Raw genomic sequence first — 20,115 nt, 5'->3', positions numbered from 1 at the left:
ATCCCTTGGAGGGTTTCTATGTTAACTTCCTTGAGCCAACTATTTCCCGAAAATCCACTCGTTTTCTTGATTATACTTCATTTGATGGTCTTTAATAAAACCCTCTATTCCTCCAAACCAGTCCAAAACAACCTGTTTTTCAAGTTTGGTTGGCGATTCTGACAGGAAAGATTTCCATGAACTAAACTTCCAATCTCTGAAATCTTTTACAAATCCGTGGTTAGCGGGGTTTTGATGGATGTAGGTAATACACCTCGTGAAATAGGAGTCGCTTTCGATTTTTCTCCGATCAATATTGGGGATAAAGAGACTTCCCTTTCTTTGGTATTTTTTGTTGAATGCTTGGGTGTAAGAGTTTAAAAAATTTGAAAAAGCTTGACTTGGGTTATTAACTAAGCTTTCTCTGATTTGAATCATTAGATGAAAATGATTGGGCATCAAGCAATAGGCAAAGGTTTTGGCCAACGAATGGATGTAAATGGCATATTTCGAAAAGAAAAACTGGTAATTGTCTTCTTCTCGAAACAAGTTGTCAAGCCCATTTGCATGAGTCCAAACATGGTAAAAAGTGCCAGATTCAAATTGAACTTTTGGTGTGGGCATGGCTAAAAAGTTTGCTTTAATTTACTAAAAAAGGCAAATATTAAAACCAACTCTCCAACCCTCCAAGGGACTTAGAGCCCTTGGAGGGTTTTAGCCACTACCCCCTGCACCTCTTCAAATCCCTGATATCCACATATCACCGCTTCTAAATCTTCAAGCTCACCCAGGTGCTTTAATGCCAAAGGATTCCCAAAATGAATCAAAATACAAGGTTTGCTCTTAGCCAATTCCTTGATTCCCTCAAGCACTGATTGATCCATTCCAAACTGATTTAATGGCTTATGACTTGGGACAAATACGGCCAAAATCACTTTTTCTGCCTGATCTATGGGAGAAAAGCTAAAGTCTAATTGCTTGATAAAATGATTGGTTTCAGTAGTGAAATATTCCCGGTAACCCAACTTTCCTGCTTCCGCCAAAGAATGGAGTTCGGCGGGATTAATATTACCTGAAATGACCGAAACGTAGCTTTCTGCCAAGGCTTTTTGAAGTTGGGAATGACTTTCCCAATCGAAGGACGGAATTTCAATTGGCTGGAATTCCATTACTCCCAAGCGCTTTTTCAAGTTCATCACTTTTTCAAAAACTACATCCACTTCCTCATCTGAGGCGTTTTGTGCAATTTTTTCAATTCCATCTGCCACATGATCCGAAAAGCACAGGATGTCATTTCCTGCATAGAAAGCCTGCCATTCGAGTTCACCGGGTTCGGGATAGCGGTTGACGACGGCTTTCATGTTCAGCGCATCGGAGATCACGATTCCTTTGAATCCCATTTCCCCCTTCAGCAAATCGTTAATCAGTTCGCGGCTGATGCTGGCGGGAATATCTTTTCCTTCGGTCAAAGCTGGTACTGCCAAGTGTCCCACCATGATCATTTCCACGCCTCGGTCGATTCCGTATTGGAAGGGGAGGAGTTCCTCCATTTCGAGTTCGGCTTTGGTTTTGTGCAAGATCGGCAAACCTAAATGTGAATCTGTCGCCGTATCTCCATGTCCGGGAAAATGCTTCAGACAAGCGCCGATTCCGGCCTTTTTCATCCCTGAATAGGCAGCAAAAGCAAGCCTAGCCACTTTTTCAGTCTGATCTCCAAAAGAGCGATAGCCGATGACAGGATTATTTGGATTGGTATTCACATCAGCACACGGCGCGAGATTGATATGAATGCCGGAGCGCTTCATGTCAAGACCCATGCGATAGCCGACTTCTTCTACCCATTTTTCAGCATCTTTCTTTAAAGCGCCCAGTGTGATGGCAAAGGGATATTGCGGTGTTTTTTCTACCCGCATGGCCAAGCCATATTCCCCGTCGATGCTAATAAGTAAAGGGATTTTGGAAATGGTCTGGTAGCGGTTGATTAGACCGATCATTTTCTCAAAAGTGCCTGAGACGGCCAAGATCTCGGCCCGTTCTTCAAAGTTGGCAGCGGCTGAATGGCGACTGTGAAAAAAAGTCAATCCCCCGATTTCCTGCTCTCGAATTAGCATTTCGATGGCTAAGTAATTTTCCTCCGTATCGTGAATAAACGCCGCAGGAGAGAAGCATTGGGCGATTTTTTGGTGTTTGTTCATCATGTTTTCGATTTACGCTTCGATATTCAATATTCAGCGTTCGACATTCATTATTAAAAAAAACATCGAATATCCAACGTCGAATAATGAATACTGAAGTTTTAAAATTCTGACTTTAGCCTTCAGCCTTCTTCCCAAATTCCCTCGGATACTTCACCACATAGGCCATCAAAAACCCGGGAATCGTAGCAATCACCACCCAGACAAAGAATCCAGGGTAGCTGAGCCACTCCTGCATGTAGCCACTCAGCATCCCGGGAAGCATCATTCCCATGGCCATAAATCCGGTGGCAAGTGCGTAATGGGCAGTTTTGAAAAGGCCTTCTGCCAAATAAATCAGGAAAACCATATAGGCCGCAAAACCAAATCCATAGCCTAATTGCTCGATCAAGACAACGCTACCCGCAAAAAAGATATTTTCAGGTTGAAGCCATGAAAGAAAGACGTAACCAATATTCGGAACATTGATCGCAATAACCATTGGCATCATCCACTTGCCTAATCCATCCCGGGAAATCAAAATTCCCCCCAAAATCCCTCCAGCTAAAAGTGAAATCACTCCAAGCGTACCATAAAGAAATCCCACATCTGTCACGCTTAGTCCCAATCCACCTTCCGCTCGTTCGTCCAAAAAGAAAGGCGATGCCATCTTTACCAATTGTGATTCTCCAAGTCTATAAAGCAGGACAAATCCCAGGGATAAGCCAATGTTTTTCTTCGTGAAGAAGGTCGAAAATACCTTTCCAAAACTCGGCTGATCTACTCGGGTCACTCGTTCCTCAACGACATTTGGCGTGGTGAAATAATTAATCAGGGTGAGTGTCAGCATCAATGCAGCAACAATGATCATTGTCCAGGACCAAGCTTTGGCAGGTTCTCCAAAATGAGTTTCCAAATTTCCGGCGATGATGACGATCAGCCCTTGTCCCGTGATCATCCCTACCCGGTAGAAAGTACTTCGCATGCCCACGAAGAAACTTTGCTGATCAGGTTTGAGGGCAATCAAATACATGCCATCCGAAGCGATGTCATTAGTTGCCGAAGCAAATGCTCCCATCCAGAAGAAAGCCAGTGTAATTGTTAAAAAATGGCTCGTTCCGGTGGTCAGTCCTACACCAAGAAAGGTCAATGCCAACATCAGCTGCATGCTGAGGAACCATTTCTTTTTGTTTCCAAAAAGCTCCAAAATCGGACTCCAGATCGGTTTGATCACCCAGGGTAGATACAGAAATGAGGTGTAAAGTCCGATATCAGCATTGGAGACTCCCAGACTTTTGTACATGATCACCGAGACGGTAATGATAATGACATAAGGGACAGATTCAGTGAGATATAACGATGGAACCCAAAGCCAGGGGTTTTTGGTGGTGTTTTGGGTCATGTTTTTCGTAGCAAGTTCTGGTAAATATTGATCTCGGAACCTTCAATCGTTTTGGCTCTAACTGCTTTTTCGTAAAATTCTGCCGGCCCAACTCCACCTATGATAGCGTAGGCGTAACCCATTTCCCGGAGTGATTCCAGAGATTTTACCAAGAGAACTTTGCCTATTCCCTTCCCGCGCTCGGTCTCCAAAGTGCCAGTGGGTCCGAAAAAATTCCGTGCCGTGCTTTCGTAGCAGGCAAATCCCAAAATCCAATTTCCCCGCTGCGCGATCCAACAAGAAACGGGCTGCCGGGAAAAAGCGACTTCCACTTCTGATTGCCAGTAGGCTCCAAAATGCTCCTTAACCCATGCAGATACCAAGTGCTTTTCCGGAGCTATGGCTTTACGAAAGAGAATATTCTCTTTCTCCAGAAGTTTGGCTTCCAGTGCCCAGGTTTCCGGAAGTTCTAGTAAGCGGACGAGCATGTCTTTCATGGACGGGTGTTTTTTGGCGTTTGGAAAACCTGCGTTTGAACGATTCTGCCAAAATGATCAATCCAACGGATGGCTAGATATGCTGTATTCAAGCTTGGCACTTCTAAATATCTCACTCTCGATCCACCTACCCAAGCCGTATGAATAATTGCCTCGTGGAGTGTATTAAGGTCATTTCCTCCCTGTACCATCGCATATCTGATAGCGGGATCGAGCGGTTTTTCCAGATTGATTTGAGTTTTTTCCAAGGAGGTTTTCACATCAAAAACAACCGGAATCTCAATAACAGAAGCAGATTTTGGAGCAAAGGAAGGAGGTAAGGTTGGCTTGTCATAGATTTCCTTTTTCAGTAAATCAGCGATGTCCTGATTTTTGAAATAGAGTGATTTTGCTGAGAAAAAGGCGTTGCCGTTGATCTGAGGAAATGTTCGGGTGTAGTTGACTTGCGTATTGAGTTCAGACGGGACTTTCCAGGCCTGATCAGAATCTTCTCTGATTTTATAGGGGCCATTTCCGATGTAGACATTGGTGTTGTAGCTGTGGTTGGACCACCAGTCGGCAAGTTTGCGGTAGGAGGCAAGGGGATGCTCCATACTCCAATAGAGTTGGGGAATGAGGTAATCGATCCAGCCGTTTTTCATCCACAGCAGTACATCGGCAAACAAGTCATCGTAATTTGTTTGGCCGGCACGGGTCGGAGAACCTCCGGGATCTTTGTCCTGATTTCTCCAGACGCCAAAAGGCGAAATCCCAAACTGGACCCAAGGTTTTTGACCTTTGATTTCCTGATTCAGGGCAAAGATTAACTCATTCACATTCTGACGTCTCCAGTCATCCCGCGTTTGTCCGGGTTTTTTGTATTTGTCAAACGAAGCTTTGTCAGGAAATTCCAGTTTAGGCTCGCGATAAGGATAGAAGTAGTCGTCAAAATGAATGGCATCCACATCATAGTTCACTACAACCTCCCTGATGATGGCCAATAAATGATTTTTCACCTCAGGCAAACCCGGATCATAATACCACTTACTTCCGTATTTCAGCATCCAGTTTCGATGGGTGTTAAAATCATGTTCTGGGCTGAGTTCTTCGGTTTTCAAATCCATCGTAGCCCGGTAGGGATTGAGCCAGGCATGAAACTCAAGTCCTCGGTCATGGGCTTCTTTGATCATCCAGGTCAGTGGATTTTCCTGAGTTTTGGGAGCTTGTCCTTGTTTACCGGTTAGATATTTGGACCAAGGCGCAAAATTGCTGGGGTAAAATGCATCTCCAGCGGTTCGGATTTGTACAATTACTGCGTTGAAATTCAGTGATTTGTAATAGTCCAATAGGTCGATAAATTCCTGTTTTTGTTTTTCCCAGGGAGAAGTGGATGATACAGGCCAATCGATATTGGCTACGGTGGCTATCCAGACGCCGCGAAATTCCCTTGGAATATCAGGCATGCGAAAAGCAAGCGGTTTCAGTGCTATAGCAGGCAGGGGAGGGGTTTTCGTAGGAAGTGTTTCGCTGGTTCTTGGGGGTGAGGTGGAGACAGGTGTATTTGGCTTTTGAGCTTGAGTGACAGGTTTTTTTGTTTTGCAGGATGCAAAAAGAAAAAGAGAAATTAAAAATAGGGAAAGGAGCTTTAAAAGGGAATGCATGGAGGGAATTATAGCTGGAGATTTGATTCGGTATTGGATTGTATTAAATAGGTCTGTGGGGAAACAGACCTTGGGATTTAAAGCTGGGGAACTGGTTTGAGGTTAAGGTCTGAGAGTTTTTTGCGAAGCTGATTCATGAATTTATCGCCGGGATCAGTTTTGACAGTGCGGTAATTGGGGTCAGCTTCCTTCCAGAGATCCGTAGTTTGAAAATTTTGATATTCATGATGTCCGATGACGTAGTCGATGGGATATTTTCGTTTTAAATGCCGGATTAGCCTTTCATTTGCCGTTAGTTGAGCTTTTGTTAAAGGCATATCATCACTTCCGATGTTTTCGATTCCGATGGCCAGATAGTTTAAGCCAATTACGTGCCGAGCAAAAGTGGTGTCCGGCAAAAGTCTGAAAATCGTTCCGTCCCGATCGATCAGGAATTGGCTGGAAACATTCAGATTACTAGCTCCCGTGAGATCCGCCCTTCCTCCCAAAGTGGCGGGATTGAATACATCAAAGGTCACTTCTATATTGTCAATAGCAGTCCAATGCACGACAACCATCCTTGGTTCGATCGTAGCCTCCGTTTTCTCCAATCCATGCCGTTCTTTGAGGTATTGGAGCGAAAGCTGTTCCCGTTCTGCATTCCAGTTGATGGGTTTGTCAATGATGCGAAAAGTGGCTTTTGGACTACAGGAAAAGGCTAGAAGGGAAGCGAGAATTAAAGAAATTCTAGAGAGCTTGATTTGCATTTCTTCAGGGGTTGGGCGGTCTGTAATCAGCAAGCTAAACTACCCAGAAATCGCAAAATTATAATCTTTGACCTGTCTGAAGTTTTGATTTAAAAAATGAGGTAAAAAATAGCTTTTGATATTTTCAATTATATGGGGTCAGATTTTAATCCCAAAGGGATGAAATCGAGCATGACGAAGATCGTCACGTCACTGGGCTGATTATAATGCATTCGAGATTCTCCCGAAGAAAAATCGGGACAGGCTATCTGACCAATAAATATCAAATTATAAACAGATGAATACCCATGACGGGCGAACGACACACAGGGGGATGATTATAAACCATGCGAGATTCCATCTGACCAATAAATATCAAATTATAAACAGATGAATGATTGCAGGAAAAATTGAAGAATCATCATAAAAAATTCCCCAAAGCCCTAAAGGGGTGTAATGATTGTAGATCAAATCAAGAATTGTGGATCCAAACCCCGAAGGGGTGATATTATTCTATCCATTCAAAAAGGTATTTCTCTTCAAAAGGTATTTCGAATTTTTTCAAAAAGCCATAATACTCTTCCTTGAAGGGTTTCTTCCGATGATGCTCCTCCTGGTTTAAAATGTACTTATATACATTATTTAGTTGTGAGTGTGAATAGGAAAATACCCCAAAGCCATCCTGCCATGCAAATTTTCCTTTGACCAGTTTTTGGTCATTGATAAAATTCGAAGAATTGTTTTTGACGTCACGGATTAAATCTGATGGACAATGAGCGGGTTTCAATCCCACAAAAACATGAACATGGTCGGAAACGCCAATGACAATAATAGACTTCTGTCCCTTATTTGTGATTATACCTGACATGTATCTGAATACCTCTTCTCTCCAAGGTTTTTGTAGAAGGTTTGCTCTTCCTTTTACTGCGAAGACATATTGTATTGTAGATAGATTTGATGAAAAGTGCCTGCCATGATTTCATGATTAAAATGGAAAATTGGTTTTCAAAACCTAAAAAACATGGGTCACTTTCCCGGTTTGTAAACCCGCTCCGCAGTTCTCAACACTTCTGCCTTATCCAGGGTCATTGGTTTCAGATCCCGATTTAAAAAACGCTCCATTTGGTCTGCATAATGTGGACTATCGGGACGATTGCTGGCGCCATAGACGTTGATCGATTCGATGATTGGAAGATCTTCTCCAAATTTCACCATCAGGATGTAGGATTCTCCTTGGGCAGCTTTTCGCATGCCGTTTTCCCAAGGTGTGGATCGGATGGTAGTCAAGACATCGTCGATGCCCCAAATTGGTAAGACCTTATCGCCCCGCACCAACTTTTGATATTCACCCAATCGAACCAGGTCTTTTCCGAAGTGCGTTTCGAAATGGGTTTTAGCAGCCCGAATTCCCTGTACAGCCTCTTCTACTGTCAGTTGGGTGTCAAAACTTTTTCCGGCTTTCGCAAATTCATCCCACCAATAATAGTAGATGAATGCAAAAAGGGCGGCACCTTCGCTGTCAACCGAAGCTTCTTTATTCCAGTTTTTCAGCGTCAAAATCTGCTTTTCGATATCCGGATACTTTGCAGCATCCAGGCTGAAAAGCAAACTCATGTCGGTTCGATATGCTAAATCAGAAGGCAGCTTTTGGTCATATTTGATCCGCTCAAAATCTTCCCAGCTGATTTTTCCGGAATCTGCCATTAACTCTCTAAACCTGAGCGAGCGGTTGTTGTCTCTCAGATCAAATCCCATTTCCATCGGATAGTCGTCTGGAAAGAGATTGTCTTGATAGGAGCTTGCTTTAAATGGAGAATGATTGGTGTTGTAAAGGTATCCTGAGGAAGGATTTACCTGCTGAGGAAGTTCGGAAAAGGCGTGGAACTCTGTCCAAAGTGTCTTTTTGGTATCTCCCGGTACTGTACCGGCATAGTCAAAACCAGGAGTTCTTTTCGGCAAAAGGCCGTTGCTGACAAAAAATATGGTGTCATACTTATCCGCATAGACCGTATTGAAATTTGACAATTGCATGGAATTCATGGCCGATTTCCACTCTGTGAAATTCTTGGCTTTGTTCATTCGCCACCATTGTTCGGGGGCCCCAATTTGATCCAAAGCACCAAGCCGAATCGAGAAAGTACCTTGTTCGGTGACGAGCGTAGGGCCGTAGATGCTCTTCCAGACTTTTTTGGGTACAGGTAGGGTGATCAAATCCCAAAGCCGAACTTTCAGCCAGACGATCCGCTCCTCCAATTCCAGCCATTCGCCATCTACAAGATATTCGTCTTCATCCTCCGGATTTATTTTCAGTTGGTATAGATCCAGAAAATCAGGCGTATTCACCGTGTGTGCCCAACCCAAGTGCTCATTTACCCCGTGGAAAATCATGGAACCACCCGGAAAGAGACCTCCCAAAGCATTCCAGCCTTCCTCCGAGTGCAAGTGAGCTTCGTACCAAGCGACGGGACCTTCGAGCGGTTGGTGGGAATTGATAGCAAGGAATGTTTCTCCGGAATCTGTTCGAGAAGGATGAATAGCGATTGCGTTTGATCCTTTTGGCAAAGTGTCTTCTGGAATCAGATCGACATTTCCGCCTACAATTGCCTGAACCGCCCGATCTGCGCCTGACATTTGCGCAAGCGAAAGGATATAAGCCGAGATCATTTCTTTGGGTGAAATCGGAAATGCAGCCTGGTACAGGACTTCTTCAGGGTGTGCAAATGCATAGTCATTAAGTCCGGCAGCATAGCCTTCCAGCACTTTTTTGAATTCGGGAGAAAATGACGCCTCGTATTTTTCTTTTGCGATTTCTCTTGTCTCGAGCAAGTTGACGAAAAAGTCAATGGCCGCACCTTGCTCCCCAAAAACCCGTCCTGCTAAGCCTTTGCCTGCCAAAACTGTCATCTGTATCGTTTCAAAATCATCCTCTGCATGAGCCCAAGCCAATCCATAGGCCACATCTGCGTCTGTTTTACCAAAAATATGAGGCACTCCAAACTCGTCCCGGGCTATTTCAACTTTTGAAGTGTCCCAATCAGACGGTTTGTGAACATATTGGCAGGCAGATGCGAGCAGTGATATTCCAAAAATGAAAAAAAATGGGTTCGTTGAATAGTGTTTCAAAGCCATGTGAAGTGTCAGATCTTTTATACCCAAGATTACTAAAAAAGCCGACCATTTGGCCGGCTTAAGGGGGTAAATAAACACTTTTTTCTATCCTTTAGCGGATACTGGTATTTAATCATCTGAACTCATAATCAACTCCGCTTACCTGAGTCAGCAAGGTGGCCGGCGCATCAATTGCCACGGCAGATTGTGGAGGAGTGGGGGTGATAGGTGAATTTTCAGCCAAATAGTTTTTTATCGCTTGGTGGAGGGTGTAAGCTGTGTTTTCTGTTTCCATCACGCCTTTGAATCTGCAAAGTATATCGTCAGGATCTCCGTCGCGTTCGCAGGCGCAGATTGAATAGACTTTATTGGTGTCGAGTGGTTTGCCATGAACCAAGGTTGATTGAACTCTTTTTCCCTCTTCACCAAAGGCTTTAAACTTCACTTCCATGCCTTTGAATTTGATCACCCAGCCTCCGAACCGTTTGGAAGCATCGGCAGCGAAAACATTGTTCAGTTCTTTTTCCAACCAATCCTGAATCTGCTGACCGGTAACTTTTCCTGTCCGGATCCTACTGTCCACCGGAAGCATATCAAAAATGAATCCATTGGTTATGGGAATATTCCCCGTGTGATCCGGCGTGGACCGAGGCGGACAAAAGCGGAAACCATTGGAAAGGACAATGTCTACATCCGGCAATTGCCAGTTGATAGCATCCAGAATCATAGTATCGATGGTGTTTTCGATTACGAAATAGCGATAGAGTGGGATGGTGGAATAGCCTACCACTTTTTGGATGTCTTCCAGATAGGGACCCTCGTATTGAGAAATGATTTTCTTCATTTCCGGCGATTCGGGGTATTTTTCGGAATTCACTTCCATCAGTTCGTAGGAATCTGATACTACCTTTCCATTCTCGATTTTCAGTTCCAGTTTTCCGACAAAAGACCCAAAAGCCCCCGGTTCTACCACTTTGGCGTACCTACCTTGGATTGGTTTTCTCACGCGCTCGTGTGTACCGCCTCCAAGCATGTAATCCACTCCTTCGCATGTGGGATGATTTGCCAAATGGATTTGTTGAGAAAGCCCCAAATGGGCTACGAGCGCTACAAAAGCACACTTTTCCTGATTTCTAAGCACATCTACATAGTGGGATAGATTTTCTTCAGGCTTGGTGTAAATGATCCCTTTGCTATAATTAGGTGACTGTCGAAGGGGGACAAGATGGTCTGTATATCCCAGAAATCCGATTTTGACTCCGTTGACAGTCCAGATATGATAGGGTGGAAAAATCAATTCCCCTTTTTTACCATTCCCCAAATCGTGATACATATTTGCACAGACTTTTGGCGCGGTCAGCGATCCGAGGAGATGCTGCATGGATTTTTTGTAATAGATCACTTCCCAATTACCAGGGAGGTAAAGATCATAGTCCAAGGCGTTGAGTATCGGGATCATTGCTTCACCGGTGGTCTTTACTGATAGCTCCGAGCCCTGAAACATATCTCCCGTATCCATGAGGAAGCTATATTCCATTTTTTTTCGCTCTTGATCCAGGAAAGTTTTTAGATGAGCGTATCCACCGGTTTTTCGGTAAACCGATTTGCCATCTTCCCAAAACAGCTCATCATGCGCATGAATTTGACAGTGTACGTCGGTGGTTTGAAGAATGGAGAGAGTAAAGGATGTGGGTACACTTTTTTTCTGAATTTCATCGTTTGGAGCGGCATTTGCGATACCTGCCAGTCCTGTACTAGCACCTATTGCTCCTAGTTGCGCTATGAATTTCCTTCTGGATGACTGCATTTTTTTGGGCTTATGAAATTGATAATTCAAGCTTCTTTAAGGGAAATACCCTGCCTATGTCTTCGAAAAGTAGAAATTCTTTCGCTCAGGATTTGGTGATAGAGGTCACAAAAGGGAAATAAAAAAGGAAGTCGCCATCGGCAAGACTTCCTTATAGGTCTAATCAAATCAGGTGTTGACTAGTTTGAAGCCGCGAATTTGACTACCTCATTCTTGATTGGCTCAATGGTTTTCAGATAGGCGTAGATTGCTCTGAGATCCTCTTTTTTCATTCCGGCATACATCGTCCAAGGCATTATGGTGTTGAATTCTCCCGGAGAAACTTTTGGAATCACATAGCCAGAATCGGCATATTGGGCAAACCGCTGTACAAACATCTCCTCATTCCAATTGCCAATACCTGTTTCATCGTCTTGGGTAATATTAGATGAAGTAACAATAGACCCATCAGGAAATGGGAAACTACGTCCTCCAGCAAATTTTACGTCCTGAAGAATCATCCCCTGAGGATCAACCTGCGTATGGCATTCCACGCAGCCGGAGGCATTGACTAAATATCCCCCATAGGCAACCTGATCTGTCGGGTCAGGTTTTTTTGTCATTTCGGCATTTTTGGGAATTGTTCTCAGGATCAAATTCACAGGGAAATCAGCTTCAGAATCTGGGATGTCTGTCTCAATTGCCGACAAAGATCGAACGTAGGCAATGATGTCATAGATGTCCTCCGGATCCATTTTTCCATAATAGGTATATGGCATCAATGGAAACATAGGTCTGCCATCATTGGTGACCCCTGTAGTGATCAATCGGTACAATTCTCCATCTGAGTAGTCAGAAATACCATGGGGAGTGATGTTTTTAGCATAAAATACCCCCGGTAATCCCATCGAATGATCAAATACATCCCCACCAGCGCCAAGTGTCCCCGGAGCAGGGGGACCTGAAAACCTGGAAAAATCCCGGGTGGAGTGACAGTCCATACATACGGTGACATGGTTTGCCAAATAGGCCCCCCGCTCAATTCTGTCCGGGGTGTACTCAATCGTGAGTTCCGGGGCTGGATCTACCTTGGGAAATCCTAGTTGCAGAAATGCCAAGGCGATAATGAGTAATAAAACTACTGCTGCTATCAGGTAGGCAGCGATTTTCAGAAGTTTGTTCATAGTGCTTTTTGGTTGGTTTATGAAAAATAAAGAGATTGTTTCTCTCAGAAATTCAAATATTTAGAAATTTTAAAGCTTTATTTAAAAATTATTATTATTTCCAGAAAAGATTCAATTTCAACAATTAAACGTAATTCAAATAGCTTAAAATGTATTTGAAAAATTTTCATAAAAAAAATCACCTGTATTTGTAATTTGCCTAAAAACCAACCAATCATGAAAATAAAATCACTCTTATTTCTCTTTTTTATTTCGCGCTTTTCGGTATTTGGACAGGATGAAGTCTTGAAAAAACTCGATTCCAAAGCTGATTTTTACGGTGATATCGCCAGACAGATTTGGGCAAATCCAGAGCTCGGTTACTTGGAAACGAACAGTTCTGCGCTGTTGCAAAAGACGCTTTCCGATGCGGGATTTAAAGTGACTGCCGGTGTGGCAGAAATTCCAACGGCTTTCGTTGCTGAGTATGGTTCGGGCAAACCGGTTATTGGAATTATGGCCGAATTTGATGCACTTCCCGGAGTCTCTCAAGAAGCGTCTCCCTTTCGCAAGCCCATTGTCGAGGGCGGTGCGGGTCACGCCTGTGGTCACCATCTTTTCGGAGCGGCTTCTGTTGCATCCGGTATCGCGGTGATGGATTGGATGAAAGAAAATAACATCAAAGGTACTTTGCGCGTGTATGGCACTCCGGCTGAAGAAGGTGGGGGAGGGAAAGTGTACATCGCCCGTGCCGGTTTGATCAAAGATGTCGACGTGATGATGCACTGGCATCCGGGATCACAAAATGCCGCCGGAGCGACTTCCTCTTTGGCGAATATTTCTGCCAAATTCAGATTTTACGGCGAAGCCTCTCATGCTGCTGCTGCTCCTGAACGAGGTAAATCAGCATTGGACGCTGTAGAGGCGATGAATTTTATGGTCAATTTGATGCGAGAGCATGTCCCTATGGAGACTAGAATGCACTATGTGATTACCCGAGGAGGCGAAGCGCCGAATGTGGTTCCAGCTTTTGCAGAATCGTACCAATATGTTCGTCATCCAAATGCCTTGGTTGTTCAGCAGATTTTTGAACGAATGGTAAAAACCGCAGAAGCCGCAGCTTTGGGCACACAAACGCGTATGGAATATGAAGTAATCAATGGGGTTTACAATCTTTTGCCAAATGAGACCCTGGCCAAAATCATGCACAAGAATCTTGAAGCTATCGGTGGAGTAACGTATTCTCCTGAGGAGAAAAAATTTGCAGAGGACATCATCAAAACGTATCCCGCCGGTGTAAAGTCGACTCCTGAAGATGCCGCTAAAATAGCGCCTTTTATTGTCAGTGAGACTGGTGGAGGAGGATCCACAGATGTGGGAGACATCAGTTGGCTTGTTCCTACAGTTGGCCTGAATACTGCTACGTGGGTTCCCGGCACTTCGGCTCATACCTGGCAGGCGGTTGCCGCCGGAGGAATGTCTATCGGTCAAAAAGGAATGATGGTCGCCGCCAAAACCTTGACTTTGACCGCGATGGATATTTTCAAAGATCCGTCAGTAACTGGAAAAGCGCTGGAGGAATTGAACAAAAGAAGGGGAGACGATTTCGTCTATGAGGCATTGGTCGGTGATCGTAAGGCCCCGCTTGACTATCGGAAATAGAATTTCATCCTGAATTTCAAATGGCCGGAAATTCCGTTGGTGGAATTCCGGCCTTTTTTCATTTGGTCTTTTTTAAAATAATCTAACTTGTAGGCTGTCTTTGGCCTAAAATTCCGAATACTATGGATAGACGTAAATCGCTCAAAATAATCGGAGGTACCATCGCTGGAATTGCCGGCTTGGTACTCGCCGATAGCAAGTGGCAAATCGTGGATCGATTGACTCACGAAGGCTTCTTCAACTTTGATGAGGAGCAATTAATTTCCTTGATTGCGGATACCTTTATTCCAGCCGGACTTCCTCCCAAAATACCAACTCCGGATGTACAGCCAATCGGAGCATTAAGCACCGGAACTGATCAATTTCTGATCAAGCTTTTTGAAAAATGCTACGAAAAAGAAGATCAGGATTTGATCAAAGCTCAATTGAAAGCGCTTAAAAAGGCCCGATTTGGAGACCTCTCCCAGGAAGAAAGAGAAAAGGTCTTACTGGGATTAAATGAATCTGAAAAAGAGGACGAAAAGAAGTTTTACAATCTGATGCGATCCAATACGGTGATGGGATTCACTACCGTTAAAGAAGTGATGGTAAACTTTAGAAAATACCAGGTAGCTCCCGGGTTTTATCATGGATGTGTGGATGTGTATGCTTCGGTCTAAGGTCATGATTTTGATCCTTTTGAAGGATTAATCGTAAATTGAACTATGAAAAAAATAGAGATCCAGGTAGACCAAGCATCGCTTGAGCTATACAATAAGCTTGACTCAGCAGAAAAGCAGCGCTTTGAAGAAAGTGTCCTCCATTTATTGGCTAGTTTCAATCGTGAGGAAATCGATCGTTATCAGAAGTTTCGAAATCAAATGGCAAAAGAGGCAACGATCAATGGACTAACGGAAGATGAACTTAACCGTATCTTGAAACTTGAGGATTAGGAGAATAGTCATTGATTCGAACGTGCTTGTAAGTGCACACTTACTAGAGGATTCAGTTTCAAAGAGAGTAGTTGATTTAGCTTTTCTAAGCTTTCTTGTGTTGTATTCCGACGAAACGCTTCAAGAATTTGAATCTGTCCTTTTGAGATCAAAGTTTGACAGATATTCGCCAATTGATAAAAGAAAAGATGCTATTTCCTATTTTTCAAAAATTGCAATTCCCACAAAAGTCAGGAGTTCCTTCCAAATATGCCGAGACTCCAAAGACGACAAGTACCTCCAACTTGCTTTCGATGGATATGCGGATTTTTTAATCACCGGTGACCAAGATCTCCTTGTCCTTAATCCCTTTCATGGAATCCGAATCTTAAGTCCTGCTGAATTCCTGTTCATTTTGGAAAATTGAGCCAATCAAAACTTAAACTTTTTCATTCGGATTTTTCTCAATATTCTACCTTTTACACCAAAAGCAAGCTTTCTTTCCCGTCTTTTGCTACTTTTCAAGTACTGTAGTGAAAACCCGAAATGCCATGTCAAACCTAAACCTAAAAGCCAAACAAACCACCACTTACGACGCCATCGTCATTGGCTCAGGTGCCTCCGGTGGTTGGGGAGCCAAAGAACTCTGCGAAAAAGGACTTAAAACGCTCGTCTTGGAACGTGGCCGGATGGTTCGTCATATCGAAGATTATCCCACTGCTTCCAAAGCGCCTTGGGAATTTGAGTTTCGGGGAGTGGTGCCCATCGAGAAACGATCCGGAATCGGTGCAGCAAATTGGGGAAGAGAAGAGACGATGCATTGGGCTTTGGCTCAGGATGAACAGCCCTATATTGAAGAAAAACCTTTCCGTTGGTTTCGTGGCTACCACGTAGGGGGGAAATCCCTGCTGTGGGCAAGAGGAACTCAGCGCTGGTCAGACTTTGACTTCGAAGGTCCGGCCAGAGACGGTTTTGCGGTGGATTGGCCGATTCGGTACAAAGACATGGAGCCATGGTACAGCTATGTGGAGACTTTTGTAGGTTTCGCTGGCAGTCGAGATGGTTTGGATGTGCTTCCTGATCAGATCGTGCAACCGGGATTTGAGTTGAGTTGTCTGGAGAAATACTACAGTGAGCAGCTGAAAGAACTGTATGGCGATCGCTACTTGATTCAAGGCCGCTGCGCCCACCTCACCGATCCTCAACAAATTCATAAAGATCAGGGCCGTAACAGATGCATGAATCAGAATATGTGCAACCGGGGATGTGTGTATGGGGGCTATTTTTCGGCCAACGCATCCACGCTTCCTTGGGCAGAGAAGACCGGAAATCTGACTTTGAGACCGGACTCTGTAGTGGAATCGATTATTTATGATGAGCAAAAAGGAAAAGCTGTCGGAGTCCGAGTCATCGATAGACTTACTCAGGAATCGATTGAGTTTTATGCCAAAATTATCTTTGTCAACGCTTCCACGATCAATTCCAACGCAATTTTGCTTAATTCCAAGTCTTCCCGCTTCCCGAATGGGTTAGGAAATGACAACGGACTGATGGGTAAATTCATCACCTGCCATAATTACCGGGGAAAAGGCTACGCAACATTCGAAGGCTTTAGGGATAAGTTTAACGATGGTCGAAACCCCGGACATGCCTATGTACCACGATTCCGAAACGTCTATCGGCAAGAAACCGATTTTCTTCGGGGATACGCAATTGGGATGTCAGGTAGCCGTCAATTGGACGGAAATGGGGAACTGATAGGAGATGCACTTCGAGACAAGCTGCTCAATCCAACTTATGGGATCTGGGGAATGGCTGCATGGATGCAAGGCGAAATGGTGCCGGAAGAGTCCAATCATATCCGCCTTTCACCCGACGAAAAAGATAAATATGGAATTCCAAAGTTGATCATGTCTGTAGAATGGAAAGACAACGACAATAAGATGACAGCGGACTTTGTGCAGCAGCAAAGCGAGATGTACGAGCGGATGGGCTTCAAAAACATCAGCGTAAGCGATTCTGGAGCACCTCCGGGCTCGGATATCCACGAAATGGGAGGAGTACGTATGGGAAATGATCCCAAAACTTCGCTGCTCAACAAATACAATCAGCTCCATCATTGCAAAAATGTTTTCGTCACCGATGGTGCCTGCATGACAAGTGGAAGTACTCAGAATCCTACCTTGACCTTTATGACCCTGACTGCCCGGGCAGCAAATTTTGCGGTGGATGAGTTGAATAAATTGAATCTTTAATCTTGGTCAACGGTCCACGGACGACAGTCGACAGCAGCCCAATTCTATCAACCAAGTGAATGGATTGATTTGGCCTCATCGAATGAAGTACTTTGCAAGTAGCAGTGGACTGTGGACTGTCGACAGTTGACAAACCCCAAAAAAACTTATGAAAAATACCCTAATCCTCTTTATCCTCGCCTTGGCCTGGATCATTTCTCCACAGGAATCTTTCGCCCAAAAAAAGGGCGATCCGATGCTACAGGTTCCCCTTGGCTTTGCTTCTTATACTTTCCGCAATCAATGGAAAAATGGTGTCCCAGAAGCGCTGGACATCATCCAGCAAATGGGCTTTACCGAATTTGAAGGCGGTGCACCCCAAGGCGTGAGTGTCGAGGACTTCAAAAAAATGCTGGCAGACCGTGGGATTTCCCTTCCATCCACCGGAACCGGTTTTGAAGCGTTGGAATCGGATCCTCAGGCAGTGGCGGACAAGGCAAAAGCCCTTGGTGCCAAGTATGTGATGTGCGCCTGGATTCCTCACAAGGGAGGCGAGTTCAGCAAGGCTGATGCTGACCGTGCGATCAAAGCCTTCAACGAGGGAGGCAAAGTCTTAAAGGAAAACGGAATCACTTTCAAGTACCATGTGCACGGCTATGAATTTCAGCCGTATGGGGGCGGAACCTTGTTTGACTATTTGGTAGAAAATACCGACCCCAAGTATGTTTCCCTACAAATGGATGTAATGTGGACGCATTTTGGAGGTGGAGACCCGGTTGCATTATTGAAAAAATATGGGAAACGTTGGGTGTCACTTCACCTGAAAGATTTCCGCAAAGGTGCACCTCGGGATATGACAGGTCTGACCGGACCGGAGAATGATGTGCCGCTTGGCGAGGGTGAATTGGACTTCCCTGCCATCCTTCGTGAAGCCAATAAGATTGGGATCAAACACATGTTTATCGAGGATGAAGGGGATAATGAACTGGAGGCTTTGCCAAAAAGTATTGCCTACCTGAAAAGTTTGAAGTATTGATTTGAAGTGTAGCTTTTCCAAAGTTTCAAACTTTGGAAAAGTTTTTCTTTAATTTCATTCATGTCCAATCAAGCTATAATCCAGCATCTTGAAAGCTTTATCCCGCTAAAAGGGACTGAGAAAGCTCTCTTGGAAGAAAGGTTGGTTTCCCGTCCAATCAAGCGAAAAGAGAAAATTCTTATAGCAGGGGAGGTGTGCAAACATTATACTTTTGTTGCTCAAGGTTGCTTTCGGATGTTTGGCGTAGATGACAAGGGATTTGAGCATAACATTCAGTTCACTGCTGAGAATGAATGGATTGCAGATATCGGTAGTTTTCATTCCCAAAATCAAAGTCAGCTGAATATTGAGGCACTCGAAGCCGGATTAGTACTTCAGATCAAGCAGCAGGATTTGTATTTTTTATACAATACCATACCCAAGTTAAATCTGATTTTCAAAGTGCTGATTGAACTCAAGTACATCGAACTTCAAAATCGGGTGCTTCAAAACTTCAGTTCTACAGCCGAACAACGTTATTTGGGTTTTTTGGAACAATATCCTCACCTTAGCAATCGCTTGCCAAATACCCAAATTGCTTCCTATTTGGGAATTACGCCCGAGTTTTTGAGTAAAGTCCGGAAAAATATCCAATCCAACCGCTGATTTCTTAAGCTAGGTTAAGGGTAGATGCCGATTCATCAGCTGACCTTTGTGTTAATCAAAAAAGACACAAATGAAGAAGCTACTTACGATGGTTCTCCTGCTACTGTTTTCCTTCCAGGGATATGCACAACTGGAAAAAGGTGTGCTATACATTAATCCTAACTTAGGAAGTGATGGAAACTCAGGTCAAAAAGAAGATCCACTCCGCTCACTCTTTGAAGCAGCAGAACGGATAAATACAACTCAAGGAGAAGGTTCTGTGACAGTTTTCCTTTCCGAAGGAATATATGCCCTTGACACTACGGTTCGGTTTGAGCCCACAAAATGGAAGTTTACTCGTGAGAATAGACTGACTATTCGTGCGGAGGTGCTTCCGGATGATCCTGATTGGCACCATGGCAGGATGCCAGTATTGATTTCAACTATGTCATTTGAAAATCAACCAGATGATAATTTGGGTGGAGCCTCAAATGGGATTCAGGTCGAAACTAACCATGTGACCATTCAGGGACTACGGGTTTTGGGTTCACCAGTTCATGAGCGGCCTCGGGATGGGATGGTAATCCGGAATTACCCGATCATCAGAGAGGGTGAAGACTTGGATGATCTTCGCGTAACCCAATGTTTATTTTTAGGAGATATTCATGCTGCTCCAAACCATCTGCCTGTGTTGGCGAGTGGACAGGGTGTGGTGGTTGATCACTGTGTATTCTATGGAGTGAAAGATGCAGTCGTTTTTTGGTTTTCAGACCGACCCTCTGAGCGATCTGAGATACATCATAATTTGATAGTCAATATTTATGGAGCCGCGGTTTGGACATGGTCATTGGCTGAGGATTTTAAGTATTACAATAATGTGGTGACCAATGCCGAGGCATTTTGGATCTTGAATAAAGATGAAAAAAACAGCTTTAATCTTTCCAACTCCCTTGTAGTTGGCTACAACCAATTGGTCAACAAAGGAGGAGGGCCGGCAGGCTTGGGAGATCCGGCAGATCCTTCAAAACTCAAACTGGGTGAAAATGTCACTATCCAAAAAGAAGGAGGACTCGAAATCGTGAAAGACCCGACTAGCAAGTATTATCTGCACCTAGCACCGGGCACTTTGGGGAGCGAATTAGGAGCAGGGCTTTTTTACCAAAAGAAGTAAATTCAAATTATGAATTGCAGGAGA

General features: G+C 44.1%; 17 protein-coding genes and 1 pseudogene. 8 read left to right on the top strand and 10 right to left on the bottom strand.

Features of this window, described 5'->3' with window-relative positions:
• Positions 1-39: 39 nt before the first annotated feature.
• From C4S61_RS07200 to C4S61_RS07155, 10 genes and pseudogenes are all read right to left on the bottom strand, one after another.
• Positions 40-603 (bottom strand): transposase, encoded by a 564-nt coding sequence (locus C4S61_RS07200; RefSeq protein WP_103924106.1) that lies wholly within the window; start codon positions 601-603, stop codon positions 40-42.
• Between the two features lie 71 nt (positions 604-674).
• Complete coding sequence (locus tag C4S61_RS07195; protein WP_235009849.1) at positions 675-2,177, bottom strand: glycoside hydrolase family 3 protein; 1,503 nt, start codon at positions 2,175-2,177, stop codon at positions 675-677.
• A gap of 112 nt (positions 2,178-2,289) precedes the next feature.
• Positions 2,290-3,555 carry an MFS transporter gene (locus tag C4S61_RS07190; protein ID WP_103924105.1) on the bottom strand — a complete coding sequence of 422 codons (1,266 nt, stop codon included), beginning with the start codon at positions 3,553-3,555 and terminating at the stop codon, positions 2,290-2,292.
• Positions 3,552-4,031 (bottom strand): GNAT family N-acetyltransferase, encoded by a 480-nt coding sequence (locus tag C4S61_RS07185; protein ID WP_103924104.1) that lies wholly within the window; start codon positions 4,029-4,031, stop codon positions 3,552-3,554. The genes C4S61_RS07190 and C4S61_RS07185 overlap by 4 nt, the downstream gene beginning before the upstream one ends.
• Positions 4,028-5,671 carry a glycoside hydrolase family 10 protein gene (locus C4S61_RS07180; protein WP_103924103.1) on the bottom strand — a complete coding sequence of 548 codons (1,644 nt, stop codon included), beginning with the start codon at positions 5,669-5,671 and terminating at the stop codon, positions 4,028-4,030. The genes C4S61_RS07185 and C4S61_RS07180 overlap by 4 nt, the downstream gene beginning before the upstream one ends.
• A gap of 77 nt (positions 5,672-5,748) precedes the next feature.
• A complete protein-coding gene (locus C4S61_RS07175; RefSeq protein WP_103924102.1) occupies positions 5,749-6,417 on the bottom strand; it encodes an N-acetylmuramoyl-L-alanine amidase in 669 nt (222 codons plus the stop codon).
• Positions 6,418-6,904: 487 nt separating this feature from the next.
• Positions 6,905-7,371, bottom strand: a pseudogene (tnpA, locus tag C4S61_RS07170) (IS200/IS605 family transposase).
• A gap of 51 nt (positions 7,372-7,422) precedes the next feature.
• Entirely contained in the window at positions 7,423-9,525 is a 2,103-nt protein-coding gene (locus C4S61_RS07165; protein ID WP_103924179.1) for an acylase, read from the bottom strand.
• A 112-nt stretch (positions 9,526-9,637) separates the two neighbouring features.
• On the bottom strand, positions 9,638-11,311 hold the full coding sequence (locus tag C4S61_RS07160) for a bifunctional metallophosphatase/5'-nucleotidase (RefSeq protein WP_103924101.1): 1,674 nt from the start codon (positions 11,309-11,311) through the stop codon (positions 9,638-9,640).
• A gap of 179 nt (positions 11,312-11,490) precedes the next feature.
• On the bottom strand, positions 11,491-12,474 hold the full coding sequence (locus C4S61_RS07155; RefSeq protein WP_103924100.1) for a c-type cytochrome: 984 nt from the start codon (positions 12,472-12,474) through the stop codon (positions 11,491-11,493).
• Positions 12,475-12,690: 216 nt separating this feature from the next.
• Here C4S61_RS07155 and C4S61_RS07150 point away from each other — a divergent pair, with 216 nt between their 5' ends.
• From C4S61_RS07150 to C4S61_RS07115, 8 genes are all read left to right on the top strand, one after another.
• The gene (locus C4S61_RS07150; RefSeq protein ID WP_103924099.1) at positions 12,691-14,115 is read left to right on the top strand and encodes an amidohydrolase; all 1,425 of its coding nucleotides are present in this window, start codon (positions 12,691-12,693) and stop codon (positions 14,113-14,115) included.
• Between the two features lie 122 nt (positions 14,116-14,237).
• Entirely contained in the window at positions 14,238-14,774 is a 537-nt protein-coding gene (locus C4S61_RS07145; protein ID WP_103924098.1) for a gluconate 2-dehydrogenase subunit 3 family protein, read from the top strand.
• A gap of 45 nt (positions 14,775-14,819) precedes the next feature.
• Positions 14,820-15,047 carry a hypothetical protein gene (locus tag C4S61_RS07140; RefSeq protein ID WP_103924097.1) on the top strand — a complete coding sequence of 76 codons (228 nt, stop codon included), beginning with the start codon at positions 14,820-14,822 and terminating at the stop codon, positions 15,045-15,047.
• On the top strand, positions 15,037-15,453 hold the full coding sequence (locus C4S61_RS22630) for a putative toxin-antitoxin system toxin component, PIN family (protein WP_103924096.1): 417 nt from the start codon (positions 15,037-15,039) through the stop codon (positions 15,451-15,453). The genes C4S61_RS07140 and C4S61_RS22630 overlap by 11 nt, the downstream gene beginning before the upstream one ends.
• Positions 15,454-15,577: 124 nt before the next feature.
• Complete coding sequence (locus tag C4S61_RS07130) at positions 15,578-17,281, top strand: GMC oxidoreductase (RefSeq protein ID WP_103924095.1); 1,704 nt, start codon at positions 15,578-15,580, stop codon at positions 17,279-17,281.
• Positions 17,282-17,429: 148 nt separating this feature from the next.
• The gene (locus C4S61_RS07125) at positions 17,430-18,296 is read left to right on the top strand and encodes a sugar phosphate isomerase/epimerase family protein (RefSeq protein WP_103924094.1); all 867 of its coding nucleotides are present in this window, start codon (positions 17,430-17,432) and stop codon (positions 18,294-18,296) included.
• Between the two features lie 60 nt (positions 18,297-18,356).
• Positions 18,357-18,941 (top strand): Crp/Fnr family transcriptional regulator, encoded by a 585-nt coding sequence (locus C4S61_RS07120; RefSeq protein WP_103924093.1) that lies wholly within the window; start codon positions 18,357-18,359, stop codon positions 18,939-18,941.
• 70 nt (positions 18,942-19,011) lie between these two features.
• Positions 19,012-20,091: a right-handed parallel beta-helix repeat-containing protein gene (locus C4S61_RS07115; protein WP_103924092.1), complete on the top strand. Its 1,080-nt coding sequence runs from the start codon at positions 19,012-19,014 to the stop codon at positions 20,089-20,091.
• Positions 20,092-20,115: the final 24 nt, after the last annotated feature.

The organism is Algoriphagus boritolerans DSM 17298 = JCM 18970, assembly GCF_900108085.1.
Classification (GTDB): domain Bacteria; phylum Bacteroidota; class Bacteroidia; order Cytophagales; family Cyclobacteriaceae; genus Algoriphagus; species Algoriphagus boritolerans.
The sequence above is the reverse complement of the archived record's forward strand: the minus strand, read 5'-3'. Positions and strand labels throughout refer to the sequence as shown.